Source organism: Xenorhabdus sp. NBAII XenSa04 (assembly GCF_963866145.1).
Lineage (GTDB): Bacteria > Pseudomonadota > Gammaproteobacteria > Enterobacterales > Enterobacteriaceae > Xenorhabdus > Xenorhabdus indica.
Window position 1 is genome coordinate 1 of record NZ_CAWMEB010000427.1, and the last position, 24,998, is coordinate 24,998.

29 protein-coding genes and 1 pseudogene are annotated in these 24,998 nt (G+C 50.2%); 27 read left to right on the forward strand and 3 right to left on the reverse strand.

Annotated elements, in window-relative coordinates; all coding sequences use genetic code 11:
- The first annotated feature begins 197 nt into the window (after positions 1 to 197).
- The 9 genes and pseudogenes from AAC147_RS17710 to traN all read left to right on the forward strand — a co-directional run bounded on the left by AAC147_RS17710 (position 198) and on the right by traN (position 10,027).
- Entirely contained in the window at positions 198 to 638 is a 441-nt protein-coding gene (locus AAC147_RS17710) for a disulfide isomerase DsbC N-terminal domain-containing protein (RefSeq protein WP_231571480.1), read from the forward strand.
- On the forward strand, positions 587 to 904 hold the full coding sequence (locus AAC147_RS17715) for a hypothetical protein (RefSeq protein WP_231571481.1): 318 nt from the start codon (positions 587 to 589) through the stop codon (positions 902 to 904). Before AAC147_RS17710 ends, AAC147_RS17715 begins: the two co-directional genes overlap by 52 nt.
- Complete coding sequence (gene traC, locus AAC147_RS17720; protein ID WP_052189622.1) at positions 901 to 3,348, forward strand: type IV secretion system protein TraC; 2,448 nt, start codon at positions 901 to 903, stop codon at positions 3,346 to 3,348. Before AAC147_RS17715 ends, traC begins: the two co-directional genes overlap by 4 nt.
- A gap of 14 nt (positions 3,349 to 3,362) precedes the next feature.
- Positions 3,363 to 3,680, forward strand: coding sequence for a hypothetical protein (locus AAC147_RS17725; RefSeq protein ID WP_047683333.1), 318 nt, complete (start codon positions 3,363 to 3,365; stop codon positions 3,678 to 3,680).
- Positions 3,677 to 4,207 carry a S26 family signal peptidase gene (locus tag AAC147_RS17730; protein ID WP_047683335.1) on the forward strand — a complete coding sequence of 177 codons (531 nt, stop codon included), beginning with the start codon at positions 3,677 to 3,679 and terminating at the stop codon, positions 4,205 to 4,207. The genes AAC147_RS17725 and AAC147_RS17730 overlap by 4 nt, the downstream gene beginning before the upstream one ends.
- Positions 4,170 to 5,435, forward strand: coding sequence for a TrbC family F-type conjugative pilus assembly protein (locus AAC147_RS17735; RefSeq protein WP_047683337.1), 1,266 nt, complete (start codon positions 4,170 to 4,172; stop codon positions 5,433 to 5,435). Before AAC147_RS17730 ends, AAC147_RS17735 begins: the two co-directional genes overlap by 38 nt.
- Positions 5,432 to 6,103: pseudogene (locus tag AAC147_RS17740) on the forward strand (EAL domain-containing protein). The gene AAC147_RS17735 and the pseudogene AAC147_RS17740 overlap by 4 nt, the downstream one beginning before the upstream one ends.
- Positions 6,100 to 7,107, forward strand: a complete 1,008-nt coding sequence (locus tag AAC147_RS17745; RefSeq protein ID WP_047683339.1) for a TraU family protein — start codon at positions 6,100 to 6,102, stop codon at positions 7,105 to 7,107. The pseudogene AAC147_RS17740 and the gene AAC147_RS17745 overlap by 4 nt, the downstream one beginning before the upstream one ends.
- Positions 7,108 to 7,222: 115 nt before the next feature.
- On the forward strand, positions 7,223 to 10,027 hold the full coding sequence (traN, locus tag AAC147_RS17750) for a conjugal transfer mating pair stabilization protein TraN (RefSeq protein ID WP_047683341.1): 2,805 nt from the start codon (positions 7,223 to 7,225) through the stop codon (positions 10,025 to 10,027).
- 86 nt (positions 10,028 to 10,113) lie between these two features.
- Here the strand turns inward: traN and AAC147_RS17755 are convergent, their stop codons facing one another.
- A complete protein-coding gene (locus AAC147_RS17755) occupies positions 10,114 to 10,977 on the reverse strand; it encodes a hypothetical protein (protein WP_047683342.1) in 864 nt (287 codons plus the stop codon).
- A 122-nt stretch (positions 10,978 to 11,099) separates the two neighbouring features.
- Positions 11,100 to 11,741 (reverse strand): hypothetical protein, encoded by a 642-nt coding sequence (locus AAC147_RS17760; protein WP_052189623.1) that lies wholly within the window; start codon positions 11,739 to 11,741, stop codon positions 11,100 to 11,102.
- A gap of 291 nt (positions 11,742 to 12,032) precedes the next feature.
- On the opposite strand from AAC147_RS17760, the gene AAC147_RS17765 reads away from it, so the two are divergent.
- The 14 genes from AAC147_RS17765 (at position 12,033) to AAC147_RS17830 (ending at position 23,602) form a co-directional block, all read left to right on the forward strand.
- Positions 12,033 to 12,353 (forward strand): hypothetical protein, encoded by a 321-nt coding sequence (locus tag AAC147_RS17765; RefSeq protein ID WP_047683344.1) that lies wholly within the window; start codon positions 12,033 to 12,035, stop codon positions 12,351 to 12,353.
- A complete protein-coding gene (locus AAC147_RS17770; RefSeq protein ID WP_156115385.1) occupies positions 12,347 to 12,541 on the forward strand; it encodes a hypothetical protein in 195 nt (64 codons plus the stop codon). The genes AAC147_RS17765 and AAC147_RS17770 overlap by 7 nt, the downstream gene beginning before the upstream one ends.
- 521 nt (positions 12,542 to 13,062) lie before the next feature.
- Positions 13,063 to 14,031, forward strand: a complete 969-nt coding sequence (locus tag AAC147_RS17775; protein ID WP_047683346.1) for a CbbQ/NirQ/NorQ domain-containing protein — start codon at positions 13,063 to 13,065, stop codon at positions 14,029 to 14,031.
- A 10-nt stretch (positions 14,032 to 14,041) separates the two neighbouring features.
- On the forward strand, positions 14,042 to 14,947 hold the full coding sequence (locus tag AAC147_RS17780) for a hypothetical protein (protein ID WP_047683348.1): 906 nt from the start codon (positions 14,042 to 14,044) through the stop codon (positions 14,945 to 14,947).
- 34 nt (positions 14,948 to 14,981) lie between these two features.
- Positions 14,982 to 16,013: a phage recombination protein Bet gene (gene bet / locus AAC147_RS17785; protein WP_445286333.1), complete on the forward strand. Its 1,032-nt coding sequence runs from the start codon at positions 14,982 to 14,984 to the stop codon at positions 16,011 to 16,013.
- A gap of 62 nt (positions 16,014 to 16,075) precedes the next feature.
- Positions 16,076 to 17,086 carry a YqaJ viral recombinase family nuclease gene (locus AAC147_RS17790; protein WP_047683352.1) on the forward strand — a complete coding sequence of 337 codons (1,011 nt, stop codon included), beginning with the start codon at positions 16,076 to 16,078 and terminating at the stop codon, positions 17,084 to 17,086.
- 198 nt (positions 17,087 to 17,284) lie between these two features.
- The gene (locus AAC147_RS17795) at positions 17,285 to 18,559 is read left to right on the forward strand and encodes a DUF3150 domain-containing protein (RefSeq protein ID WP_047683354.1); all 1,275 of its coding nucleotides are present in this window, start codon (positions 17,285 to 17,287) and stop codon (positions 18,557 to 18,559) included.
- Positions 18,560 to 18,643: 84 nt separating this feature from the next.
- Positions 18,644 to 20,440: a VWA domain-containing protein gene (locus AAC147_RS17800; RefSeq protein WP_047683355.1), complete on the forward strand. Its 1,797-nt coding sequence runs from the start codon at positions 18,644 to 18,646 to the stop codon at positions 20,438 to 20,440.
- Positions 20,441 to 21,095: 655 nt separating this feature from the next.
- Entirely contained in the window at positions 21,096 to 21,302 is a 207-nt protein-coding gene (locus tag AAC147_RS17805; protein WP_231571485.1) for a hypothetical protein, read from the forward strand.
- Between the two features lie 28 nt (positions 21,303 to 21,330).
- On the forward strand, positions 21,331 to 21,624 hold the full coding sequence (locus AAC147_RS17810) for a hypothetical protein (protein ID WP_231571487.1): 294 nt from the start codon (positions 21,331 to 21,333) through the stop codon (positions 21,622 to 21,624).
- A gap of 61 nt (positions 21,625 to 21,685) precedes the next feature.
- Positions 21,686 to 22,186 (forward strand): hypothetical protein, encoded by a 501-nt coding sequence (locus AAC147_RS17815; protein ID WP_047683357.1) that lies wholly within the window; start codon positions 21,686 to 21,688, stop codon positions 22,184 to 22,186.
- Between the two features lie 57 nt (positions 22,187 to 22,243).
- A complete protein-coding gene (locus AAC147_RS17820; RefSeq protein WP_197056395.1) occupies positions 22,244 to 22,852 on the forward strand; it encodes a hypothetical protein in 609 nt (202 codons plus the stop codon).
- Positions 22,783 to 22,971: a 2Fe-2S iron-sulfur cluster-binding protein gene (locus tag AAC147_RS17825; RefSeq protein WP_231571496.1), complete on the forward strand. Its 189-nt coding sequence runs from the start codon at positions 22,783 to 22,785 to the stop codon at positions 22,969 to 22,971. The genes AAC147_RS17820 and AAC147_RS17825 overlap by 70 nt, the downstream gene beginning before the upstream one ends.
- 223 nt (positions 22,972 to 23,194) lie before the next feature.
- Positions 23,195 to 23,602: a hypothetical protein gene (locus AAC147_RS17830; protein WP_231571489.1), complete on the forward strand. Its 408-nt coding sequence runs from the start codon at positions 23,195 to 23,197 to the stop codon at positions 23,600 to 23,602.
- A gap of 133 nt (positions 23,603 to 23,735) precedes the next feature.
- Here the strand turns inward: AAC147_RS17830 and AAC147_RS17835 are convergent, their stop codons facing one another.
- Complete coding sequence (locus AAC147_RS17835) at positions 23,736 to 24,065, reverse strand: hypothetical protein (protein WP_231571491.1); 330 nt, start codon at positions 24,063 to 24,065, stop codon at positions 23,736 to 23,738.
- Between AAC147_RS17835 and AAC147_RS17840 the strand changes: the two genes are divergently transcribed.
- The 4 genes from AAC147_RS17840 to AAC147_RS17855 all read left to right on the forward strand — a co-directional run.
- Positions 24,064 to 24,186: a hypothetical protein gene (locus AAC147_RS17840; RefSeq protein WP_262946471.1), complete on the forward strand. Its 123-nt coding sequence runs from the start codon at positions 24,064 to 24,066 to the stop codon at positions 24,184 to 24,186. The genes AAC147_RS17835 and AAC147_RS17840 overlap by 2 nt on opposite strands.
- A 68-nt stretch (positions 24,187 to 24,254) precedes the next feature.
- The gene (locus tag AAC147_RS17845) at positions 24,255 to 24,380 is read left to right on the forward strand and encodes a hypothetical protein (protein ID WP_255347677.1); all 126 of its coding nucleotides are present in this window, start codon (positions 24,255 to 24,257) and stop codon (positions 24,378 to 24,380) included.
- 99 nt (positions 24,381 to 24,479) lie between these two features.
- Complete coding sequence (locus tag AAC147_RS17850; RefSeq protein ID WP_255347678.1) at positions 24,480 to 24,608, forward strand: hypothetical protein; 129 nt, start codon at positions 24,480 to 24,482, stop codon at positions 24,606 to 24,608.
- A 194-nt stretch (positions 24,609 to 24,802) separates the two neighbouring features.
- The coding region (locus AAC147_RS17855) for a hypothetical protein (protein WP_047683363.1) at positions 24,803 to 24,998 on the forward strand (196 nt) is incomplete at its 3' end.

Genomic DNA, 24,998 nt, shown 5'->3' on the forward strand with positions numbered 1-24,998 from the left:
ATATTACAAACCCTCCTTGAGGGTTACTTGCTTGCACAGTCTCTTGAGCTATAGATGTGATCAAGAGACAGGGTTCAGACCGGGCTTTTTTTGTATCGCGCTGGAGTTGTCCAAATTGGGCTATTACAGAGGCGAGTCTATTTCCATCCCCCGGATACACTGCCCAGCATCCAGTAATCCAATCTTAGGGGATAGATATGCGGACAAAATTACTTGGGGCGCTGATGGTGTTCGGGATTATCACCGGCACTGCTCATGCGTCATCGAAATTGGAAATCACCGATCCCAGAGCGGCAAAGATAGAGGACATCGTGAAGCTGCCCATCAAGGGGGTCCGGGCCGTCCAGAGTGACGGACAGATCATGTTCCTCTCCGAAAACGGGCGCTTTGTCATTTCAGGGCAAATCTACGACCTGTGGAGCAAGAAACCACTCAACACGATGTCCCAGATGCGCGATGTGGCAGAGCGTATCCACTTCAAGAGCATGGGGATGGACGTGGACACGCTGAACACCCTCTCAATGGGGCGAGGGGACAAAGAGGTCGTGGTATTGTCGATCCCCGCTGTGCTGTTTGCCACAAGCTCATGGATGAATCAAAGTCGCTGGTCGATGAGTACACCTTCAAGTTTGTCGTGATCCCTGCCCTGGGGGCTGAGTCCAACCGCCTTGCAAAGGACTTGTACTGCGCGAAAGACAAAACCCACGCGCTCGATGCGTTCATGAACAACACACTAGGTTCGCTTCCTTCAAAAGAAACCTGTGACCCCGGCCAATACGATCAAACGCTTCTGACAGCCCATTTCATTGGGATTGAAGGCGTACCGTTCGTTGTTGCACCAGATGGCCGCGTCAGCAAGGGACGTCCGAAAAACCTGAAATCATGGTTGGAGAGTGCTGAATGATCGTAACCATCAAAAAGAAATTTGAAGAAACGTTGATCCCGGAGCGCTTGCGAGCTGCTGGGATTATTCCTGTTTTAGCCTATGACGAAGACGATCACGTTTTCCTTATGGATGACTACAGCGCTGGCTTTGGTTTCATATGTGAGCCCCTGTGTGGCGCTGACGAGAAAGTCCAGGAACGAATGAATGGCTTCCTGAATCAGGAGTTTCCGTCGAAGAGCACACTCCAGTTTGTTCTGTTCCGCTCCCCGGACATAAATCAGGAGATGTACCGGATGATGGGGTTGCGTGATGGCTTCCGTCACGAGCTGTTGACATCTGTTATCAAGGAACGAATCAACTTCCTTCAGCACCACACCACAGACCGTATATTGGCCAGGACCGACAAAGGTATCTACGACAACGGTCTGATTCAGGACCTAAAGTTGTTCGTTACTTGCAAAGTGCCTATCAAGGGTAACACCCCGAGTGAAAGCGAACTCCAGCAGCTCGACCAACTCCGCACGAAGGTAGAGTCGTCACTTCAAACTGTTGGCTTGCGCCCACGAACAATGACTGCGGTGAACTACATCAGGATCATAAGCACCATCCTGAACTGGGGGCCGGATGCGTCATGGCGACATGATGCCGTGAATTGGGAAATGGATAAGCCCATCTGCGAGCAAATTTTCGATTACGTCACCGGTGTGGAAGTCAGTAAAAACGGCCTCAGGCTGGGTGATTACCACGCGAAAGTCATGTCCGCGAAGAAGCTGCCTGATGTTTTCTATTTCGGTGATGCGTTGACCTATGCAGGGGATCTCAGCGGCGGTAACTCCAGCATCAAAGAAAACTACATGGTCGTGACGAATGTGTTTTTCCCTGAGGCCGAAAGTACGAAAAACACTCTGGAGCGCAAACGCCAATTCACAGTAAACCAAGCCTACGGGCCGATGCTCAAATTCGTGCCGGTGCTGGCGGACAAAAAGGAGAGTTTCGACACTCTCTATGAGTCCATGAAAGAGGGGGCCAAGCCCGTCAAGATCACCTACTCGGTGGTTTTGTTTGCTCCAACCAAGGAACGTGTTGAAGCAGCGGCGATAGCCGCACGAAACATCTGGCGTGAATCTCGGTTCGAGCTGATGGAGGATAAGTTTGTTGCTCTGCCGATGTTCCTCAACTGCCTGCCATTCTGTACCGATCGTGATGCAGTGCGAGACCTGTTCCGCTACAAGACCATGACAACCGAGCAGGCTGCCGTAGTGTTGCCAGTGTTCGGGGAGTGGAAAGGGACTGGGACTTATCATGCTGCGCTGATTTCCCGCAACGGCCAGCTCATGAGTCTGTCTCTTCACGACAGTAATACCAACAAGAACCTGGTGATAGCAGCCGAATCCGGCTCGGGTAAATCGTTCCTTACCAACGAACTGATTTTTTCCTATCTGTCCGAGGGTGCTCAGGTCTGGGTTATTGATGCCGGTAAGTCCTACCAGAAGTTGTCGGAAATGCTCAATGGTGACTTCGTTCACTTTGAGGAAGGGACGCACGTCTGTCTCAACCCGTTCGAGCTCATACAGAGCTATGAAGACGAAGAAGACGCGATTGTCAGCCTCGTTTGTGCAATGGCATCGGCTAAAGGCCTGCTGGATGAATGGCAAATCTCAGCGTTGAAACAGGTCCTTTCTCTCCTGTGGGAAGAGAAAGGTGAAGAAATGAAGGTTGACGACATCGCTGAGCGCTGTCTGGAAGAAGAAAACGACCAGCGCCTCAAGGATATTGGTCAGCAACTCTACGCCTTTACGTCGCAGGGCAGCTACGGGAAATACTTCTCTCGCAAGAACAACGTCAGCTTCCAGAACCAATTCACTGTATTGGAGCTCGATGAGCTGCAAGGGCGTAAACACCTGCGTCAGGTTGTGCTGCTCCAGCTTATTTACCAGATCCAGCAGGAAGTATTCTTGGGTGAACGTAACCGCAAGAAGGTCGTTATTGTGGATGAGGCCTGGGACCTGCTCAAAGAGGGAGAGGTCTCGGTCTTCATGGAACACGCCTACCGTAAATTCCGTAAGTACGGCGGTTCCGTTGTTATTGCAACCCAGTCGATCAACGACCTTTATGAAAACGCTGTAGGCCGTGCCATCGCAGAGAACTCGGCCAGCATGTACCTGCTCGGCCAAACCGAAGAAACCGTGGAATCCGTTAAGCGTAGCGGTCGTCTGACCCTTTCCGAGGGCGGGTTCCACACCCTCAAGACGGTACATACCATTCAGGGCGTGTACTCAGAAATCTTTATCAAATCGAAGAGCGGTATGGGGGTAGGACGCTTGATAGTGGGTGACTTCCAGAAGCTGTTGTATTCGACAGATCCGGTGGACGTTAACGCCATCGACCAGTTTGTGAAACAAGGCATGAGCATCCCTGAGGCTATCAAAGCCGTGATGCGAAGCCGTAAACAGGCTGCATAACCAGGGAGACTTTAATGGACATTAAATCAATCGCAATCGCTGCCGTTCTTGGTGCCGCTGGAGGCTTTGGCGGTAGCTACTACGTGATGAACGAACAAACGGCAAGCATCCATGAGCGATTAAATCAAACCCCGCCTGTGGTCGTGGTCGATTTTGCCAAAATTGCGTCTGCGTATCCTGCTGGGGCCTCTCAGGAGGAGTTGGAAAAACTGATGGTTAATACCAATAACGCGATTTTGAAGCTGAAAGACGCGGGGTATTTGGTGCTTGATGCAAGCGCCGTTGTTGGTGCGCCAAGTGATGTGTACCTCCCAAAGGAGGTGCTGAAATGAAGTTTTCACTCAAGAAGTATTTCGTCAAAAAAGAATCCTGGAAGCGTTTCGCGGTTAAGGCCGGTGTCACGTTACTGGTTCTCTGGGCTGCTAGTGCGGCCTTTGCCAGCCGATACCGCATTGGCATTGACCCTCAGCAGGAGAAGTGCCTACCGGGTTACACCTTCTTCCTCATCGACTTGAAAGACCAGTCGCTAGAGAGAGGGGTGGTTTACGCCTTCCACGCTAAGAACATGCAGCCTTTTTACAAGGACGGAACTCGCATGATCAAAATCCTAACTGGGATGCCGGGGGATAAAGTGGAGATCAACGATAATTGGAAGATCACCGTCAACGGTGATGTCGTCGGAGAAGGACTCCAGCTTGCAGGGAAACTGCATTTGCCAGAGAGCCATTTTTACGGCAAGGCCACTTTGAAAGATGACAACTACTGGTTTATGGGCAAAAGCCCATTCAGCTTCGACTCACGCTACTGGGGGACTGTGAAAAATGATCAGATCATTGGCCGCGCATATCCCCTGTTCTAAGACCGTTCTGACGGTATTGATGCTTTCTGTAGCTGGTAGGGTTTTCGCTCAAGAATCCCCGCTTACAGAGCAGGACAGGGCGCTTATTGAACAAGGAAAGCAGATAGCCCAAAAGGCCCAGAAGATGGAAATACTGTCTCTGTTGCAAAACCAACACATGGACGAGGCTCAGGCCGAAGCCAAGACGTTTTTCAAGCAGCTCCAGTCTACCAACCAGACGCTAAAGGAAATGCAACGCAAGCAGGCCGAGAAGGGTATCTACACCGACCATCGGATACTGGTTTTCGCCTCCCTTTCTCTTGGCGACCAGGGGTTAGATGATATTTTAACGGCAGTGTCAGGTCAGCCTGATGCTGTGGTTGTGTTCCGTGGTATTCCGGAAGGAATGAACTTGGGGCAGGGGGTAAAGGCTATCCAGGCGCTGGCGGCCAAGAAAGACCCTGTGCCGAACATCATCATCAACCCCATATTGTTTAAAACTTACAAAATCACAGCCGTCCCTGCGATTGTGATGGTCGAAGATGAACCGTTGCTAGGGGAGCATCCAAATGTGGTCGCCCAAGTATCTGGTTTGTCCGATCCGATATGGCTCGCTCGGGAAGTCGATAACGGTGAGAAGGGTGATCTCGGTGTTAAGGGGCCGGTAGAGGAAATTGGTGAACCTGATCTTATTGATGTTGCCAAGAAACGCCTTGCCAATATCGACTGGGAAGAGAAAAAGAAACAGGCTGTCGAACGCTTCTGGACCAAACAGAACTTCAATGAGCTGCCCAGAGCTACCAAGGCTCGAACCAGAGAGATTGACCCCAGCGTCATGATCACCAGTGACATCAGCACTCCGGATGGCACTGTGTTAGCTCACGCGGGTGAAGTGATCAACCCGTTGTGCGATCCGAAAGAAGTCTGCAAGCTGGGAACGCGGCCATTCACCCAAGCTGTCGTGGTTTTCGACCCGCTGGACAAAAAGCAAATGGAGCTGCTCGCCAAGAAGTTGCCTGAAATCAAGCAGGAGCCTGGAGTACAGCGGATCACCTACATCGCTACCGAGTTCGACAAAGACAAAGGCTGGGACTCCTACAAGAGTGTCACCGACAACTTTGATGCGCCGGTATATCTATTAACGCCAGATCTGATTACTCGATTCGAGCTGGAGCACACTCCAAGCGTAATTACCGCCAGAGGCAAGAAGTTTGTCGTCCGCGAGCTTGCTGAGGAGGGCGATGAATGATTTTTTCCCCAGTTTTCCAACCAATTAAAGACGTCGGCATAGGTTCGTTTGTCGCTGCTGAGGTACTGGCTTGTTGGTACGACGAAGGCCGGGTTCTTACGCCATTTACTCTGCTATCTCCGCCTCACTGGGAGCTGGTGGACATGGAGGTAGCGAAATTCATTCAGGACAACCGTCATCATTGTTTGGTTCGGTATCCGACTCTCTTTCTGAATGTCTCCGAACCGACTTTGTACTCAGACGTCATTTTCAAAGCATAGACACGGGTTATCCAAGCCATTGCTAAGAATCACTCATCATGGCTTGTCATCGAGATCACTGAGGGCATTCAGGATACCTCTCTCGCATCGAGATGGGATGCTCTGACCGAAATAGGAGTTGAGCTGGCTCTGGATGACTACGGAGACAAGAACTCTTCTCTGGAGCGACTGAACCGTTATGACTGGCGCTATTGCAAGTTTGACGCGAGAAGACTTCGTTCACTTGAAGATTACCCGGCCAGCCTCCACTGCCGACGAAAAGGCATTCGGCTTATTGCTGAGCAGGTAGAAACCTGTCCATTGGGGGAGAGTGCCAAATTACTTGGGCTGTCGTGGCAACAAGGTTTCTATCACGGGAAGCCTGCTGTCATGGAGAAACATTTGAATAACGTAAGGGCCTTACCATGATAAAAAAAATTCTACGGATTATGGCCGTTAGCGCGGTCTTTTGGGTTAGCTCGGTATCGGCTGACCCTGGGTGCCAGAATGCGGAAGTTATCGGAGGTAAGCTAATCACAGACATTTGCTGGAGTTGTATTTTCCCCATCAAAGTAGCAGGGGTTCCTATAAGTGGCGGTGGAGGCTCATTTCCGAGCGAAGCCGTCAGTAACCCACTGTGCATGTGCGAGGATAATCTCGGAGTTCCTCGACCCGGTGTTACCACTTCGATGTGGGAGCCAGCCAGGCTTGTAGAGTTTCAGCGGGTGCCTGGTTGCTCATCTGTCTTGAATGGTGTCAGGTTCCCGTTTGACCGAACTAACCAAGGACATCACGGCATGGGGGATATGGATGGTGGTGACGGGTCGTTCATGCACTATCACTACTATGCGTTCCCTTTGTTGGTGATGCTCGATTTGTTTATCAAGCAGACGTGTAACGCCGATGGATATATGGATCTCGACATAATGTACATGTCTGAGTTAGACCCGACCTGGAATAATGATGAGCTCGCGTTTTTCACTAATCCAGAAGCTGCGGCTGTTGCTAATCCAATCGCTGCTGCTGCGTGTACTGCTGATGCAGTCTCATCAACCGCAGGAAAACCCCTAAAACAGCTTTTCTGGTGTGCAGGCTCATGGGGCACCTTGTATCCGTTTAGTGGCAACCAGAACGGTGGAAAAGGTGTAATTCGTGATAGCAGCCTGCTTAGTACAAGGGTACTGGCCGCTTTGCATCGCCGTGGGCTTGCATGGAAGACTATGGGCTCTGAGGCTATGTGTAGAGGCGTTATCAGCCCAACACTTCCCAAAACGCAGTACAAATTCACGCTGTTGCATCCGGTTCCAGAAACCAATTCATCTCACGTTATTGGTGAATCCACCCTAACTTGGGGGCTGATGCGAACTATACCGGCAATTGGGCAGGATCCCATCTACACCATCTGGCGATGGAATGATTGCTGTAACAATTAACCAGCACCTAACGAATTTGAACGGGAGTTCCCGATTATACCCTAAAAGGGCCACTACACGTACAGGTGGCCTTTGTCTTCTCAGATAGCATGGGAAGGTTGAATTGGAGAAAACAATGCGAAGTCATATTTATTTTATGAGAGTCGTGGCCTCGATGTTGACAGTAACCATGTCTGTGCTGCCGATATATTCTTATGCTAACGGTAGCCAAGACCCGGACATCACAGCGGTGGGTAAAGAGGCCCAGGCCTTCGGGCAAGACCTCTCAAACTCATTCAAATCGAGCTCTGGGACCGTTCAAAATGGCACTATCTCTATGCCGACATTGAAAGACGGCCAGTTCCAGATGGATGGAGGCAGTCAGCTCAATGTGAATGACTTGTTCCCTGGTACGAGTGGCAGCAACAATAAGCCGGATAGCTACTATTTCCCTGATGCAAATAAACCAGACGTAGGCAGCCTGCAAAGCGTTTATGACTCAGGCGATGACATGGATAGCGTGGGGAATAACGCTAAGGGTTCCCTTTGGAGTGACGCCAATAGCTCAGATCCTTCTATTTCAGGGGCTGCATATAAGGTTCTTCTCGATGCCTCAAATAGGTCACGTCCTGATTTCAGTAATGACCCAGTTCTGAACCTAAGCAAAAAAACCTACGAAGACATGGATCTCATAGCGGAAGGGTTCGGTGATTGTTCCGCTGAAACAACGATAAATCAAAATACTATCAATACTCACATTCCCGAATATGAACGTTGTGAGCGAGTGGTTGATCAGAGTGCTGATTGTGAAGTTGTTCATGATTACGATGCTTCAGTGGTCAAACACTATGATGGTCCATACAACCTTAAATCATGTGGAGAGGGGTGTGCCGAGCTATGGATTGGCCGTGTTGGCGATAACTACTGGAGAGGTCATTGCGCGGTTTATGAAGAGTTTACTCGGGTACAGGTTTCTAACCCTGATGCAATCACAAGCGCTGTATTGGAGTATGCTAAGTGGGACGATTATATGCAGGTGTGGGTTGGAAAATCTGGTCAGGAAAAGAAAGTATGGCAAGGGCCTAACAATAATTTCCCTCCAGAAACGGCAGGATCATGCGAACTGAACACTAGTTGGGAAACAAACCCAAACACTGATGTTACAAGCAACTTTAAAAGCGTAGACCCTGGTGATGTCGTGTCATTTAAAATCCGTGTATCTGTAACTGGAGGCGGTGAAGGATATGGACGCATTCGAATTCACTACGACCCAGCGAAAGCAATCACCAAAGATGAATGGTCACCACAAAGCTGTATGGGTTCGGCCAAAGGAGTTATTGACGGATTTGCAAGTGGTGAGATTTCTTGTATTGATGATCCAACAGATGAAAGTGGCTGCACTGTTGTTAACGGGATCAAGGTTTGTGAGTCTCAGCTAAAGCCGTCGCCACTTCCAAATATTTCGCGACTATGTAAAAAAGTAAGAGTAAAAGCTGACTATGACTTTTACAAAGGTCAGATGGATTGTTGGACCGACCCTCAAGGAGAAACTCACTGCCCAGTCAATTCTGGCGGTAACTTGAATAGCTGTTCGGAGTACGAGAATAATCCTCAATGTGGTTTTATCAGCTCAAAATGTGTCGATGGAGCGAAGGGCTCCTCTGGTACATGCTATGTGCATGAAGACACCTATGACTGTGGCACGGACATTTCTGTTCCGACATTAGAAAAAGAAACCGAATATCAATGTGGCGGACCTATACGGTGCATGGGTGACGACTGTCTCGATGTGACGAAGACACAAAATACAGATTTCGCTCGTGCCACGGCATTACTAAATGCAGCGCAGTTCATGACGCAGGATATGAGTTGCACCGGCCAGGATGGAGATGACAATCCAACCGGCGATGAGAACGTTATTTGTTCTGCATTTGCCGGAGAAGCTGGCGAGTGCAAAATTGCTGTTGGAGGAGTATCTGATTGCTGTGAGAAACCGACTAACATCTCTCTTGCTGATTACCTAAATCTCATAATGGCGGTTCCTAAACTGGACGGTGCGGTGATGGGGCTGACAGATGGCAATGCCCTCAAAGGTGCTTATCAAGTCCTCCGAGAGCCAGTTTTGGAAGGATGGACAGAAATTACCAAACCATTCACAAGTTACATTGAGAACGTGTCTGGCGCTGTAGATTCCTTCTTTCAACCTGTAGAGCAGTTTGTTGATCAGCTCATTGATCAGCTCAAAGAGCAAGTTAAAAAAGTGATGATGGATGTCATGAAGTCAGCAGGACAGGATGCAGCAACAGAGCAGGCTGCCGCCGCCGCATCCGAACAGGCTGCCGAAGCGATGATGCAGACGGCGACTACATGGCTTAGTACTGCAATGACAATATATACTATTTATGTTGTTACAATGGTGATGATTCAAATGATTTACAAATGCGAAGAACAAGAATTCACAATGAATGCTAAGAGAGCGCTCAAGAATTGTGCCTATGTAGGCTCATATTGTAAATCTAAGTTACTTGGCGCTTGCATTGAAAAGAGAGAGGCCTATTGCTGTTTCAACTCTCCACTGTCTCGCATTATTCAGGAGCAAATCCGCCCTCAATTGGGCCAAAACTTTGGAGACCCGAAAAACCCTCAGTGTGAAGGTATTCCACTAGATAAAATTGCCGATATTGATTGGAGCAAAATTAATTTGGATGAGTGGCTTGGGATATTGCAGCAGAACGGTAAATTCCCAGATCCAAACTTAATAAATCTCGATTCCCTGACAGGCTCAGGGAACGATTTCAATATTGACGGAACGCGGAAAAATGCTCAGGAAAGAGCGTTAGAACGTTTAGAGGGGATTGATATTGATGCGAAGCGAAAAGAGGCGACAAATAGTATAGACCCTCAAACTGGCGCTCCGACGAGCGGTGGTGGTGGGGGATAAAAAAGGGGGTCGAAAGGCCTAATACCGCTCGTGCTTAAGCGAGCGGTATTACCGAAAGGCCCCCCCCTTTTTTTTATGTCGATTGATTACGCTTCTGGGTAAACAAATAGCTCAGCTTTTCCTTGCTCCAGTAGGTAAGGGAATGCAACTTTGTCACCATTCTCCAGCTCCACTGATTTCGGAGCAAGATAGAGGTAGGCCCAAGCTGGTAGCTGCTTGCTGATGGCTGCATAGATCGCTTGCTGAGGAGCGTGGCTGGTGGCTCCATTACCGACATTCACAAAGTTGTATGTGGTCTCATGACCTGATGTAAACGCATAAGCCGCACCTTGAGCACCAGAGACAAAATCAGGAGCTGCACCCATGCAGGGCTCCACGAGCTTCACCTTGACTGAACACATGTCAGCCACCTTGCTTTGTCCATTCACCCACGTCGGGCAACCCCATTCGTTCTTGTAGAACTGATAGGTGAGGCGACCATCTTTGTCATACAGAAGCGTGAAATCGGCACCCAAATCGGTCAGCGCTGACTCGATGGAAACTTTCACATGTGAAAGAAATTTGGCTTGAGCATCTGCTGGGGAAACGGCTTCATTAGCAGGCATCCAAGCGATCAGGCTATTACGAGCACCATGCTGTTTGGGGCCTATAGCCCAGTTGGCAAGGTTGACCAAGCCACCTTGCCAATCGGTCATACCGAGCTGCGGTGACATGTAACCAGACAGCACGTATGCTGCACCAGACGTTTTGGTGTCGGTCAGGCGCTCCAGCTTGTCACGAGGAACCGATGCGTCCTGGATGCCAGTTACTAGGCCACCAGCTTCTGCGATGTTGTAGGCGCGACTGTGGTTGGTTTTATAGGCTGAGGGTTCGTAGTTGCTGCTGGTAGATGCACAGCCAGACAGAGCTGCTACAACCAAAGCTACGGTGGTGATTAATGTTTTCTTCACGTTGTTCTCCGTTCTTGCCTGAGTTGAATCTGATTTACTTCGATAATATCACGGCATCATAAAATGCAATCATAAAAGGCAAAAAAAAGCCCCTCAGGCGAGGGGAAAAGGTTTGGGCTGGGTTATGCTGCTTTCGTTTTCTCGGCTTCGTCTGCGATTTCCTTGTCGCCAGTTTCAGATTCAGGCGCGGCCTGGGCAACTTCACCTTCTTTGCCTTTGGTGTGTGCTGAAATACGAGCTCGTTTCTCGATGCCGATGATGCGACCTGCCAGTTTGATGAGGCGCTGTTGCCACTGGTAGGTTGCGTCGGTGCGCTGCTTGCTGGTCAGGACGGTGTTTAACCAGAGTGTGTCAACGATCCCCATCAGGGTATCCAACTTGCGGATCAAGTGCGCGAACTGGGCCACTTGGGGGGAGTTGATCTCGATGGTGTATTCGTTCGGATTGGTATAGCCGGGCATCATGTCGATGCCGTTGTCTTCCATCAGCTTGTTGAGTTGGGCGGTGGCTTTATCCAGATCTTCGGATACCTTGGAGATGTGTTCCAGGATGACAGTTTCAACCTGGTCGATTTCTTCCTGCTCACCGATGATGCGAAGGATAACGTCGATGGAGAACAGAGAATTGGAAACTCGCTCAAAGCTGCGTTCCATAACGCGCTGAGCCTGGAGGCTGTTCACTTTCAGGACTTGCTTGAAAACAGGGCGAGAGTAGTGGTTGCTGCGGTCGTTGCTTGTGTTCACTGCTGCTTGTGCTTCTGTCATTAGAAATACTCCTAAGTTTGAGGTACAGATAAACGCACAGGAAAGGATAAATGCGGTCAATCTGTAACCTGACATCCCGAAGTGCCCAAAATGGACAGTTACAGCGTTTTCTGTTGAGCAAAGGTGAGCTATATTTGAACCATCTTAGTCGCTCTGCGGCCATAAGTGAGGTAGCTGGTCTCCGAAAACAAACAGCATCTAGTCTTATGCCGTATGGCATTACTTAACCCCAACCGGGGGCTTCTCCCGGTTTTCGGGTGTTGCCCCTGCTTTTTTTATAGGAGCAACACCATGCACATCATCACTTTCATTGTAGTTCTGCTTGCATCTTTGGGCGCACTGTACGTCGGCGCAAAGGTATTTGCTTTTTCCTTCATCGCCCTCGCTAAGGTGTTCCAGCGTGTCGGTTTGTTCCTTTGGAACGAATTAGCAGTTCCTGCAATGCGGTCTGTACAGGCCGTCATCAAAGAACGTGCTGCTAAGGCTGAGCAAGCCAAAGCAGTCGTTGAACCTGAGGTAACTCAAGTTCAAGAAGTTGCTAAGCAAGAACCTGATTGGGATTATCTCGAAATCCCGACTTACATTCGTAAGGGCAAGGAACTTGTTTGGTAATAACTGTCGCTGAGCAATCTTCGACACTTTCAAACCCATTGGGGCAATCATACCCCGACGGGGATGTTGCCCCTTTTTTGCTTAGGAGCAACATCATGGAAATCGCTATCATCGCTATGTGTATCCCTACTGGTTGGGCAATCTCTCGTCCTTTCGTGAGAATCGCTGAATCGTTTGGCTACTGCTGATAGTCAACGAAAAGGGAGGGGGAAACCCCTCTCTTTCTGGTCAAGCCTTTGTGGCTTGTCCTCAAAGTCTTCTGATGTCAGTTGGCTTTGACGACAAGCTACAGAGGGAATGTAGAATGCAACAGCATCTTCATGTCTTCATGTTTACGACAATCACGTAGGCATCATCTATCTGGCTGATGGACGCGAGGTGAAATTTGATCCGAAACTGTATTCCAGCTCCTACCAGGCGCACAGCGAAGCAGGCCAAAGAAACCGGGGTCATTGGTCAAGACGACGATGTGGTGATGTTCGTCCATTGAGGGAGTAGCCTCCAGGAGAGGCTACTCTCCTCGCTCCAAAAAAGTCTTTTTACTCATGGTGAAGCCATCAGTAAGCAGATTTTGTTCTCTTCGGAGAGCGAAAACGTGCGATAGCTGGTCGCCAAAAACAAACAGCAAATTAACGTTAATTTACTAGCCCAACCGGGCGCATCCGCCCGGTTCGGGACGTGGTGCGCCTGTCACTATAGGAGCGCACCTATGTCTCAATACACTCAATTTTCAGTAAGCAAGGTTTTCGGTATGCCCAGCATTCCGGAGAAGGTTATTGCCATCGGCTACGCTGACGTCTCGAACCCTTTCATCCCTGCCACTGATACCAACTATGTTTTCCGCAAAGAGTTTCTGCGAGAGGTTTTGGCCTATCTCAAAGAACCTGGCGGTGACGCATTGTTCGTAACCGGCCCTACCGGGTCTGGTAAAACATCAGGTATCACCGAGATCGCTGGTCGTCTCAACTGGCCTGTTCAGCAAATCACTGCCCACGGGCGGGTGGAGCTGACAGACTTGATTGGACATCATGCTCTGGTCGCGGAAAAACCTAGTCAACCACCTGTCATGAAGTTCATGTATGGACCTCTGGCAGTCGCTATGCGTGAAGGTCATCTTCTCCTCATCAACGAGGTGGATTTGGCCGACCCTGCCGAGCTGGCTGGTCTCAACGATGTCCTTGAGGGGCGTCCTCTTGTGATCGCTCAGAATGGTGGGGAAATCATCAAGCCACATCCGATGTTTCGTGTGGTCGTTACTGGTAACTCTACGGGGTCCGGTGATGCTTCTGGTCTGTACCAAGGGGTGATGATGCAGAACCTCGCGGCTATGGATCGCTATCGTTTCACCAAAGTAGGGTATGCGGGTGAGGAAGCTGAACTCAGCATTCTTGGCCGTGTTACTCCGAAACTTCCGGAAAATGTACGGAAGAGAATGGTTCGGATTGCTAATCAGGTCCGCAAGCTGTTTCTCGGTGAAAACGGGGAAGATGGTCAGATCAGCGTTACTATGTCCACCCGGACATTGGTGCGTTGGGCGAAACTGTCTCTTGCGTTCCGTGGTGCCCCAAACGCCCTTGAATACGCCCTGGATCAAGCTCTGCTTATCCGTGCGGCCAAAGAGGAGCGCGAAGCCATCCTGCGTGTTGCGAAGGATGTGTTCGGGGACCAATGGCGCTAAGGAGTGACGCATGAAGATAAATGACTGTTTGTGCCGTCGTTACACATTCTTGGATGTGTTCACCTCGGCAATAATGGAAGTCTTTATTGGCTACAAGCTGCTCCGGGAGCCCAGCTCCTCGGGGCCAGGCCAATTCACGATGGTCGAGCTACGCCGAACCGTCACTGATGGGAAAGCTGAAAACTGGTCTGAGACAAAGCTCGAAGGACCTTTTGAAGCTAACGGCCCGGACATGATCCCTATGTCCTACAAGGACAAAGAAAGCCGGTATGTGTCACAGTTTCTCAGCCAGGGGTACACCTTTCTGGATGAGGTGCTGGTAAACGCAGAGACACAGACGGTGCTGGAATGGGGGAATGTTTCAGCCGAACAAACAGCCAGTTTGGGATCTCTCAACTGGCTGTTATCTCCGCCATCTGAGTTACCTCCAGGTGATATAAACCTCTTCAAAGGTTTTGTTGCCGGGGTGTTTGCCAAAGGAGCCGGTTTGATTGGCTTTGAGGTTGCTCGGAATGAAGGCTCAAACGACTTACTTCCCAGTGTGCTGATGCGTACTGACAGCGGTTATGAGCTTGGGGTTAGCTCTGGACTAGGCGAGAACACTATCCATCCGGCTACGCTGGAAGGCGCTGGTGAACTCCGACCGGAACATGGGTACAAACCCTTGCTGATGTTGGTTTACCTGCAACAGCGTTTCGCGGATGACTTTTCAAACGTAGATAAGCCGCTGGTGGCATTCTGTGATGAACAGGGTGACTCCTTCGACTACAAGCGTTTTGATTCACTAAAACCCCTCATTGAACGGTTTGGTTTCAGCTACGACGAAGTAAGAGCAGATGCAGAAAGGCTTGGCCTTGTATCTGAGCTGATTCGCCTGGCAGAGATCGACGCCGAACAAGAGGATCACTTTTTTTAACCCTTACGGGGGCACCAATGCCCCGAGGGGGGTCATGGTGTCCTCGAATCGTTCATTCGTGAATAAGAGAAACACCATGTCTGATAGCAAATCTCTTGTAACCCGTATCGCAGAACGTTTTGGTGTAGACACCCGGAAGTTCTATGACACGTTGAAGGCTACAGCGTTCAAACAGCGAGATGGGAGCGCCCCGACCGATGAGCAGATGATGACGCTCTTGATCGTGGCTGAACAATACGGTTTGAACCCTTTCACTCGGGAAATCTATGCGTTTCCTGATAAGCAGAACGGGATTATTCCGGTGGTAGGTGTTGATGGTTGGAGCCGTATCATCAACGATCATCCCCAGTATGATGGCGTCGAGTTCGTCTATGCGGATAAGATGGTCAGAATGCAAGGAGCAAACGTTGAGTGCCCTGAGTGGATAGAATGCGTGATTTACCGTAAGGACAGATCTCGCCCTATCCGGATCAAGGAGTTCATTGACGAAGTTTACCGAGAACCGGTGCAGAAAAATGGGCAACATGGCCCTTATGTTGTCACTGGTCCTTGGCAAACACACACCAAGCGCCAACTCCGGCACAAGTCACTGATCCAGTGTTCTCGTGTCGCTTTCGGTTTCTCTGGTATTTACGACCAGGATGAAGCTGAACGCATCCGTGAAATGGAGCAGGCATCGGCCATTAACCCGGCTATTGCCAATCTCCCTTCACCGACTCAAGTTAATAGCCAGGAGCCTTTGGCTATTGAGCACAAAGAGCTTGACCCGATCCTGACCAAACTCGCAAATCGCGCTATTGCTGAAAAAGCATGGTCTGCGGCGCATGAGTATGTGAAGGGACGGTATGAGGGTTCGGAACTGCAATATGCGACTCAGTTCCTTCGTGAGAAGGAGATGGATCAAATGGAGCCGCCGAAACCTAACTACCAGGAAGCGCACGAGCAAGAGTCCACCGCTGGTGGTTCTGCGAATGCGGAATCTGGTGCCGAAGACGTGCCGCCTTTGAGTGACGAGGACATGATCCCCGTAGCAGAAGAGGAGGGCGCAGAAGGGCATTACTACTAACCCCAACGGGGGGGACTCCCCTGCTGGGGGAGATCTCCCTCCTAATCACTGGAGAGAGGTCCATGAAAATAGTCAACCTATCGCAACGCGAGGAAGATTGGCTTGATTGGCGGCGTCAAGGTGTAACAGCTACTGACGCCGCTATCTTGCTCAATCGATCTCCGTACAAAACACGATGGAGATTGTGGGCTGAGAAGACTGGGTATGCGCGTGAAGTCGATCTGAGTCTTAATCCGCTGGTTCGCCGGGGGATAGAAAACGAAGATGCCGCAAGACGTGCTTTCGAGGAGAAGTATGATGATATGCTGCTCCCCGCCTGTGTCGAATCGGTTCAATACCCGCTCATGAGGGCCTCCTTGGATGGACTGAGAGATAACGGGGAGTCCGTCGAGCTGAAAAGCCCGAGTGCGACTGTCTGGGAAGATGTTTGTGCTGAGAAAGCAAACAGCAAGGCATACCAGCTTTATTACCCGCAGGTGCAACACCAACTCCTGGTAACGGGTGCCAAGCAAGGCTGGTTAGTCTTCTACTTTGAAGGTCAGATCCAGGAGTTCCCAATACTCCGAGACGAAGCCATGATTCAAGAAATCTTGGCCGAGGCTAAAAAGTTCTGGCAACAGGTAGTGGATAAGAAGGAGCCCGATAAAGATCCGGAGAGAGACCTGTATATACCGCAAGGTGAAGAGGTCAATCGCTGGATTGCTGCTGCTGAGGAATATCGCCTCTATGACGCTGAGATTCAGGAGCTGAAACAGCGACTGACTGAGCTTCAAGAACGACAAAAACCTCATCTCGAAACCATGAAGTCACTAATGGGAGAATACTTCCATGCAGACTACTGCGGTGTGATGGTGACGAGATACAAAGCAGCTGGACGGGTAGATTACAAAAAGCTGTTGGCTGATAAGGCATCAGGTGTGAAGCCTGAGGATGTTGACCAGTACAGAGAGAAGTCATCAGAACGGTGCCGTGTTACGGTTACTGGTTCGGTGAAACCACGATACATTGTCGATGAGGACGTGCTTGCTCCTCTTGATGATTTGCCGGAAGAAGTAGAAACGTACTACTGGTAAGTGGGGGATCTTCCCCCGCTTTCCCTTGGGGATTCTGAGAGTCTCCAACGGAAAGCAGATTTTGTTCTCTTCGGAGAGCGAAAAGTGCGATAGCTGGTCGCCAAAAACAAACAGCAAATTAACGTTAATTTACTGGCCCTACCGGGCGCATCCGCCCGGTTCGGGACGTGGTGCGCCCCCAACTATTTGGAGTGCATCATGACTAAAGTGAACCATCTACAAAGCCTCTGTGTTATCCACGTTGACTTTGACATTTGGAGCGGACAAACCCGTTTGTCTGCATCTGATCTCAAGCTGGGCGAGGGTGGTGAAATTCCACCTGAGAAAGTAGCTCAACTGGGAAGTAAGAAAATCTGTGATCCGGCGAAGCTGAAAGGCTTTCACCGCCTGAAAACAGAAACTCGTCGTCTCCTGCTGAAATTCGGTATGCCGTTCATGAACGGATTTGCCGTCCCCGTCAGCAAGACCGATGAAATCTGTAACAAGCTGAATGACATCAGCTTTCAGTTCAACCAACTAAAACAGGATTTCATCAACGGTTACAACAAAGCCGTGGATGAATGGTGTCATGAGAACCCTGAGTATGAGCGAGCTATCCGTGCCGGAGCCCTTCCAAAAGAAACGGTCGAGGAACGAATTGGCTTTGAGTATCAGGTGTTCATGATCCAGCCTGTGAACGAAGATGAGGCCAACGCCAAGCGTCTTAACCGTAAGGTTGAACGTCTGGGTGACGATCTCATCTCCGAAGTGGTTCAGGAAGCGAACAAGTTCTATATGGAACGCCTAGCCGGTCGAGACCAATGTGCGGTTACGACTCGGCAGACACTCCGTAATATCCGCGACAAAGTGGATGGACTTAGCTTCTTGAACAGCGCTTTTAACCCTCTGGTCAAGCTGCTCGACCAAACCCTCCGGGGATACGAGCAACATGCCGATGGTCGATACATCGTTGCGCCTTTCTTTTATCAGGTCGTGGCCGCCGTGCTGATCATGAGCGAGAGAGACCGCATCGAGCAGTATGCCAACGGTTCGATCACAGTAGAGGGTATGGCTAATGACATTGGCGGTTCGGAAACCCAGATGGGGGACCGTTCTAAAGATGAAAAAGCCGAATACGAAAGCGATAAAGCAGGTGAGTCTACTCTAGCACCCGAGGGCGACAAAACCAAGCAGCAGGTAGGTGGTACTGGCTCTGTTCAATCCGAACAGACCAACAGCGGTGGTAACGCTGTTGACCTGGATGAAGACATCGACAACTTCTTCAAGAATTTTGCAGAACGAGGCGAGGGTGAATCGGAAGATGAATCCAATACCGGTGAAGCTGTTCAAGAAGGGTGCGTTGAAGTTGAGGATGAGTCTGTTTTTCCTGAGGAAACTCCGGTAGAGCAGGAGCCTATCCAAGAGGAACCCACTGAGGAGCCTCTCAACCAGGAGCTGCCTAAAACTGACGATGATGGCGACTATTTCTTCTAATAGTCACTTCAACTAAACCGACCCAGAGGGGATAGCCATTCCCTCCAAGGGTGGACTATCTTCTTCCCAACCAGGAGAAAATATATGTCCAAAAAACGCACTATTTACAACGCTCTACCAATCGTGGCCGCAGCCTATGGTGAAAAACTCGGTGTCAAAGTCGCAATCGGTAACGGTGACGCATACACTGATGGTAAGACCATCGTGGTTCCGAATATCCCTGACGACTATCCGCACATGGATGCTGTCTGGGGATATTTGGCCCATGAAGCTGCCCACGTCCGTTTTACGGATTTTGGTGTTGAACGTCGCAGAGGCCTTCATGCTGAGTTGTCCAACGTTTTGGAGGACTGTCGCATTGAACGCGCCATGATGGAGCTCTTCCCCGGTACTTCACAGACCCTGAATGAAGTCGCTCGTTATATGGCTCAAGCAGGCCATTACGAGCACGTCACAGATAAAGAGGCTCCAGCCTCCATCTTGACCGGGTTCTGTTTGTACTGGCTGCAAACCAAGGCTGTAGGGCAATCCGTCCTTCAACCCTATCTCGATTCGGCTACCACCGTATTCGAGCGCGTGTTTCCTCAAGGTGTTGTTGTTCGGCTGAACGCTTTGCTGCGTAAGGCTGTGAACACGAAGTCCACCGCAGAGGTAACATCCTTGGCCGATCAAATCATCAAAATGATTGAGGAGGAAAAGGAGAAAGAAGAGCAGAAGCCCAAGAATGGTCAGGATGGTAACAATCAGCAGAATGCTGGTGGCAACCAACCTCAGAACAATCAGGGTGGAAGTGGTAACGATCAAAACCAAGGACCTGGTGCCAATGGGGGTGATCAGCAAGGCAATGACCAGAAGCAAGACGATGCTGGCGGGAAGTCTGATCCGAAAGGACAAGGCGACCAAGGTAAGTCGGATTCTGATGGTGGCAGTAAGGCAGGACAAAGCCAGGCTGGTGGTAATTCTGACACGGCGAAACAAGACGCGGCCAAAATGCTCCAGCAGGTTCTGAATGCCGATGCCGGTGACTTGCGCGGTGACGCGCATGATGCACTTAAAGCCGAGCTCAACCGGGTGGCTCAGGATAAGGGCGATAATAGCTATATGACTGTTCGTTCCGCCGTGGACACCCAGAACAATCCTGCTGTTGGCAAAAGCCTTGTGGGGGACGTGAAGAGCACCACTTCAAAGATCAGAACGCAGCTTTACGGATTGGTCCAGGCCAGCCAGCGAGTTGCTCACCGTAACCAACGCTCAGGGAAGCGTGTGGATGCTCGAAAACTACATAGTGTCGTGACGGGCGATACCCGCGTATTCCTCAAGCCGGAAGCCAAGAAGCGCCCTAACACGGCGGTTCACATCCTGGTTGATATGAGCTCCTCGATGGCCTACAAGGCTGCTAATGGACAGGAGCGTCAAGACATTGCGCGGGAAGCGTCCTTGGCTATTTCGATGGCTCTGGAAGCGATCCCCGGTGTAAACCCGGCAGTTACCTTTTTTGGTGGCAACCGGAACCAACCAGTGTTCAATGTCGTGAAGCATGGAGATACGGTTCAGAATCGGGCCGGTCGGTTTGGGTTCAAAGCAACTGGCGGTACGCCTATGGCGGAAGCTATGTGGTATGCAGCTTTTGAGCTCACCAAGACCCGTGAAGAGCGGAAAATGTTGATCGTAGTGACTGACGGGCAGCCTCAAAGCGCCCCGACATGTCGCTCTGTGATTGACCTTTGTGAACGAAGCGATGTTGAGGTGATCGGCATAGGGGTAGAGACTACCGCAGTATCAGGACTGTTCCAAAAGAACATTGTCATTGATGACGCGGCAGCTCTGCAACGCACACTGTTTAAGTTGATGGAGCGGTCATTGACTGCTTTTGCGGCCTAACAGGAAGTGAAACGACAAACGGCTATCCCTTCTGGGATGGCCGTTTTTATTGGAGAGTCTATGAATCAATTCCATCTATTCTTGGACTTGTATCATAGGAACAAGGATAGAAGGGCCACAGCGCCTGATACGCCTTTCTTACTGCTTGCCAAACAATCCCTCCAATGCATTGGAGACTGTTCCAGGGAGTCACCTTGGATAGTCGTATGGGATACACAGGCAGACGGCAGTTCCACAGTCTTGGGCAAGCAATCGACTGGGCAAAGTCATCAGTTGGTGATTCCTGGTCAAACAAGAGCTTTAACAAGCCGGTCAGTCTCGATGCCTTGTTGGCTTGTACTGCGAGGCCCCTGAGAACCTGATCGAAGAGTTGAAAATACGTGCTGGTTGATGCGTCTTTGAGCTTTGCACCCGAAAAGGGCAGTTTGAGCGCTCCTGTTCACACAGCTCTCGTGGAACAATCAAAGTGAGGAGGGAATACCGTCCTACTTTCTCAGATGCCTTCACTGAGGGTTGCTGAGAAAGTGAATTTTGTCCTCCCTGAGGGCGAAATGTGCGATAGCTGGTCGCCAAAAACAAACAGCATTCAACCTCAGCCTAAGGGCGCACGGCGCCTGACAGGCTCTGTGTGCCCAAGTTACTTTAAGGAACACACATGTCTCATCTGAACAATCTCAAATCCGTAATGATCTCTCTTGCCGCCGAACATAAGCTGCCGGAAATCTACCAGGATGACATCACTACCGATGTAGAGTCTCTGGAGCGATTCGATGGTTTACGTCTGGTTTGGCTGTTGCGATCTTGCGGCAGCGTTTTGGTGCCAGCGGAAGTTGGCGTTAATCCGATCTTAGTTGTGCTCTAATCACGGCCAGCAGGTGGCCCCATTCTCTGTGGATACCCGCACGGGGTTGATTGAAAAAATCGACTTCGAGCAAGCTGAAAAGCTGATCATGCAGATGCCTTGCAACCTCTCTTCATTGCAAAACAAGGAATACTTGGTTGACCAGGTAAACCGAGTTTTGGAGCGAAGTTGTGAAATGCGTATCTGGGGTATCTTCGAGTCTCCAAGCTCGGTGGAATCCGTGGGTGGTTGGAAAGAGTGGCAGAGCTATTTCAGCTCTACTGGAAATCGACTGATGGCCGATTTCATTGGTAAAGCCATTCGATTCACGAACCCTCGATAACTCGACGTTCAATCATTAACCCTGTGGGGCCGGGGCTCCGCAATAGCAATAAGGAATCCCTATGAAAAACCTATCAGCTTTGGAAGCCGTTCTTGACTACGACAAACCTTCTCGACGTTTTCTTGATGAGCTCAACGAAAACCAGATGAAGGATCTGTCCGGGGAAATCTTCGCCAAGCTCTACTGGAGCAAGCGTAATCCCCAGTGGTACGAGAAAGACACTAAGCGGCTGTTTGCACGACTTCGTTGGATTCAGCGCATCATCAAGAAGCGCTTAAAAACCGGCAAAGTTAAGCCTGAACTGACTGAAAATGGTTCAGTGATGGAGCGCTTTAACTTCCCTTACGGTGACACCCTCGATTTCTTCCATCGGTATTTGCGACATCCTAAATGGGAGGTTGTGTATAAAGAATCGGGTTGCAGTGCCTTTTGGAAAAATGAAGCGACGCTTGAGCTATGCACCTACTGCGAAGGTGATGTGGTCATGATGAAGGCTCCCGATAAGGTTGTTTTCTCCCGTGATTGCAATCGCCTTAGTTGGTGGTATGCAGAGAACGCTTGATTTTAATCCCTAACTAGGGGCGAACCTGCCCCTGATGGGAGCATGGTGCGCCCATCTATGATGGAGGACGCCATGTTCAAATCATCAGTATGCTCCTACGAAAACAGGGGGCCTTACGGAAACAACAAGTACCGAGGTAACTACTCAGGCTTTATCGTCAAAGACTTCATCGAGTCTTACATGAGAAAGCCGAACGGGCTGGTGGCCGATCCCAGTGTTGGGGGCGGCTCCAGTATCGACGTTGCCAATGAACTTGGTATCTGTTTCAAAGGAACAGACTTGCATCAGGGTTTCAATCTGTTGCGGGATGACTTCCTTTCGTTCCTGGGAGAGCCAGCTCATCTTATCTGGTGGCATCCTCCCTACTGGGTCATGATCCAGTATTCCGGTAAGCAGTGGGGCGAGCCCAATAAATGGGATATGAGTCGCATGAGCCTGCCGGAGTTCGTTGAAGCTCTGGAGCTGGCCGTTATGAATATTCATGACGCCTGCGAGCGAGGAGGGCACTACGGAATCCTCATGGGAAACCTGAGGCGCGACGGGGACTATTACAACCTGCCAGCCTGGTGGAACGTATCGCCCATGAAAAGCTGTTGGTGTTTCGTCGTAACGACGTTGCCTCATCGCCCTGTCTTCTCAGCAACAATGTTCTGTTGGCACAAATAGAGAACAAAGGCCTCACTGTTAAAACGCATTGTCGCAGTGGCTTTTGTGGCATGTGCCGGGTTCGCCTCCTCAAAGGTCAAGTGGCCTATGACGAGACACCCATCGCATTTGTCAAATGAAGGGGAAGTGTTGGTTTGCTGCGCTAAAGCAAAAGCCGATGTGACCTTGGAAATTTAACCCATCCGGAGGGGCCTTCCCTGCGGGTGGGCTCCTCTGCCCATTTCGAGGAGAAACACTATGTCTATCAATACCAAAGTTGAACAAATCGCATACGGTCATGTTACTGCTCAAGTGCTCAGGGAACTGGGTCAGCAAGAGAACTGGTACAAGGCTTATGAGTATTTGTCGGAGTGCGTAGAACGGGGAGATGAGCCTGATGATCTGGTCATTTGGCAACCGTTTGAGCACTGGGAGTGGAAAGACATTCTGGAACAAATCGAAAGCGAAGCCGAGTCTCTGCTTTCAACGATTAAGTCGGTTTTGGGCCTGGCCCACAAAGGCATCATACAGTCAGCAATTGACTGCTCTCTGGATTCGGACATGACCCAGCTTGACCTGATTGGAATGGTCGAGATCGGAAGTGAAATCGAAGAAATGGAGATAATCACTCCTCCGGGCATGTCGAGGGAAATGCTGGAGCAAGCCGTTAGAGAGGGGTATTCAGAGCGAGATGTCGTGAAGCATCGCATCCTGGAGTGCCCTGTCGGCTGGTTCATGGAAGCAGATGGCAAGGCAACGATTATGCGTTGATAGCTGCAAATAGTTGCTCGTGATCTTTGTGTTCGTGATGACGAAGACGAGGACTGAGTTTATGGACGCGTAGCGCATATAGCAGCAGATAACCTTGTACCGGCATGTGGAGGTGCAGAGAAGCCGTTTACCGTCAGTGGTAGACAGTGGCTTTACTGTTATCACCCGGCCAGTGGAAGGCACTGCTACTTAGACCTCGATAACGACCGTCCAGTCTGGCATCGAGGATTTCATCCCGCTTTTCATCCTGAGCTTGAGTTCGCTGACGAAGCTGAATTGCTTCGGTCTGTCGAGCAAAAGCCGGACCATGAAGAGCTGGAGGATTTTTACTTTTAACCTTCGGGGCCGATCTTCCTGATGGGAGACGGTCCTCCATTCTCAAAGGAGAAGACCATGACAGATCACAGTCAAACGATTGTGTTCCCTGGGAACAAGTCGAATCACTTGCTGAGGCTAACGCCATGTTGAGCGCTGTGTCGGAAGACGCACGTAAAGCCAGCAATCTGGAAGACAAGCGTGACCTTGAATCGCTTCAAGGTTGGCTGGAAGAGAACATTAATTCTCGACTGGCAGGCGTGAAGTAACTATGACTGTAACCCCACTGGGGGCTTCATGCCCTAGTGGGGGCATGGTGCCCGTGAAAGGAGCCATCATGAACGCAGTGAAGATGATCCAGAAGGAAAACCAGCTTGAGCTGCCGCTTTTCTTCTTGGACGAAGAGCCGAAAACCGCGGAGGTTATTCCATTTGAGCCAAAGCTAGAATGGACTGATGGTTAGGTAAGGCAATTGCGTGATGGGCTTCTATGGCATAGCCTTAGGATCCTGGCCGATGGTCGAGCTGGAAGTGAAATCAAGCAGGAAACGATGGCTTGGGTGATGTCCGACGAGGTGCATCCATTCTCATTTGTGGTCTGCTGCGATGAAGCCGATTACGATCCATCAGGGATAAGGGAAGGCGTAAAGTCTATCCTGAACCGCTTAGCGCGGGTTAAAGCGGGGGGGTAATCCCCCCTGCTTTCCAAGTGGCATCGACTTTCACATGTGAAAGTTTTGTGCCCCTCGGAAAGCAAGTTTTTGCTCTCTGATGAGAGTGAACTGTGAGGTAGCTGGCCTCCCCAAACAAACAGCATTCAACTTAACCCTTGGGGAATCTCTACCCCCTGGGCTGGTGGTTCCCTGACGAACATGGAGCCACAACTATGACTACTCTTGCCAGCTTTGTGAACCCGATTTCTGTCATTCAACGCTCACCGACCAGTGGGGTATTTGGCTCTGATCAGTTCGTAGGAGACAAAGAGGGATTTGTACAAAAGGTGCTCGGAAAGTGGTACTGCAACTCAGGGAATACCATTCCCGTGGAGAGCATGTCCCACCTTGAGCAGGCGGAGAAACTGT

Excerpts from the sequence above, each read along its gene's own strand:
- AAC147_RS17710 (WP_231571480.1), top strand. The coding sequence starts at position 198 with ATGCGGACAAAATTACTTGGGGCGCTGATGGTGTTCGGGATTATCACC.
- AAC147_RS17715 (WP_231571481.1), top strand. The coding sequence starts at position 587 with ATGGATGAATCAAAGTCGCTGGTCGATGAGTACACCTTCAAGTTTGTC.
- traC (WP_052189622.1), top strand. The coding sequence starts at position 901 with ATGATCGTAACCATCAAAAAGAAATTTGAAGAAACGTTGATCCCGGAG.
- AAC147_RS17725 (WP_047683333.1), top strand. The coding sequence starts at position 3,363 with ATGGACATTAAATCAATCGCAATCGCTGCCGTTCTTGGTGCCGCTGGA.
- AAC147_RS17730 (WP_047683335.1), top strand. The coding sequence starts at position 3,677 with ATGAAGTTTTCACTCAAGAAGTATTTCGTCAAAAAAGAATCCTGGAAG.
- AAC147_RS17735 (WP_047683337.1), top strand. The coding sequence starts at position 4,170 with ATGATCAGATCATTGGCCGCGCATATCCCCTGTTCTAAGACCGTTCTG.
- AAC147_RS17745 (WP_047683339.1), top strand. The coding sequence starts at position 6,100 with ATGATAAAAAAAATTCTACGGATTATGGCCGTTAGCGCGGTCTTTTGG.
- traN (WP_047683341.1), top strand. The coding sequence starts at position 7,223 with ATGCGAAGTCATATTTATTTTATGAGAGTCGTGGCCTCGATGTTGACA.
- AAC147_RS17760 (WP_052189623.1), bottom strand. The coding sequence starts at position 11,741 with ATGACAGAAGCACAAGCAGCAGTGAACACAAGCAACGACCGCAGCAAC.
- AAC147_RS17765 (WP_047683344.1), top strand. The coding sequence starts at position 12,033 with ATGCACATCATCACTTTCATTGTAGTTCTGCTTGCATCTTTGGGCGCA.
- AAC147_RS17775 (WP_047683346.1), top strand. The coding sequence starts at position 13,063 with ATGTCTCAATACACTCAATTTTCAGTAAGCAAGGTTTTCGGTATGCCC.
- AAC147_RS17780 (WP_047683348.1), top strand. The coding sequence starts at position 14,042 with ATGAAGATAAATGACTGTTTGTGCCGTCGTTACACATTCTTGGATGTG.
- bet (WP_445286333.1), top strand. The coding sequence starts at position 14,982 with ATGGTGTCCTCGAATCGTTCATTCGTGAATAAGAGAAACACCATGTCT.
- AAC147_RS17790 (WP_047683352.1), top strand. The coding sequence starts at position 16,076 with ATGAAAATAGTCAACCTATCGCAACGCGAGGAAGATTGGCTTGATTGG.
- AAC147_RS17795 (WP_047683354.1), top strand. The coding sequence starts at position 17,285 with ATGACTAAAGTGAACCATCTACAAAGCCTCTGTGTTATCCACGTTGAC.
- AAC147_RS17800 (WP_047683355.1), top strand. The coding sequence starts at position 18,644 with ATGTCCAAAAAACGCACTATTTACAACGCTCTACCAATCGTGGCCGCA.
- AAC147_RS17805 (WP_231571485.1), top strand. The coding sequence starts at position 21,096 with ATGTCTCATCTGAACAATCTCAAATCCGTAATGATCTCTCTTGCCGCC.
- AAC147_RS17815 (WP_047683357.1), top strand. The coding sequence starts at position 21,686 with ATGAAAAACCTATCAGCTTTGGAAGCCGTTCTTGACTACGACAAACCT.
- AAC147_RS17820 (WP_197056395.1), top strand. The coding sequence starts at position 22,244 with ATGATGGAGGACGCCATGTTCAAATCATCAGTATGCTCCTACGAAAAC.
- AAC147_RS17840 (WP_262946471.1), top strand. The coding sequence starts at position 24,064 with ATGTTGAGCGCTGTGTCGGAAGACGCACGTAAAGCCAGCAATCTGGAA.
- AAC147_RS17835 (WP_231571491.1), bottom strand. The coding sequence starts at position 24,065 with ATGGCGTTAGCCTCAGCAAGTGATTCGACTTGTTCCCAGGGAACACAA.
- AAC147_RS17845 (WP_255347677.1), top strand. The coding sequence starts at position 24,255 with ATGAACGCAGTGAAGATGATCCAGAAGGAAAACCAGCTTGAGCTGCCG.
- AAC147_RS17850 (WP_255347678.1), top strand. The coding sequence starts at position 24,480 with ATGTCCGACGAGGTGCATCCATTCTCATTTGTGGTCTGCTGCGATGAA.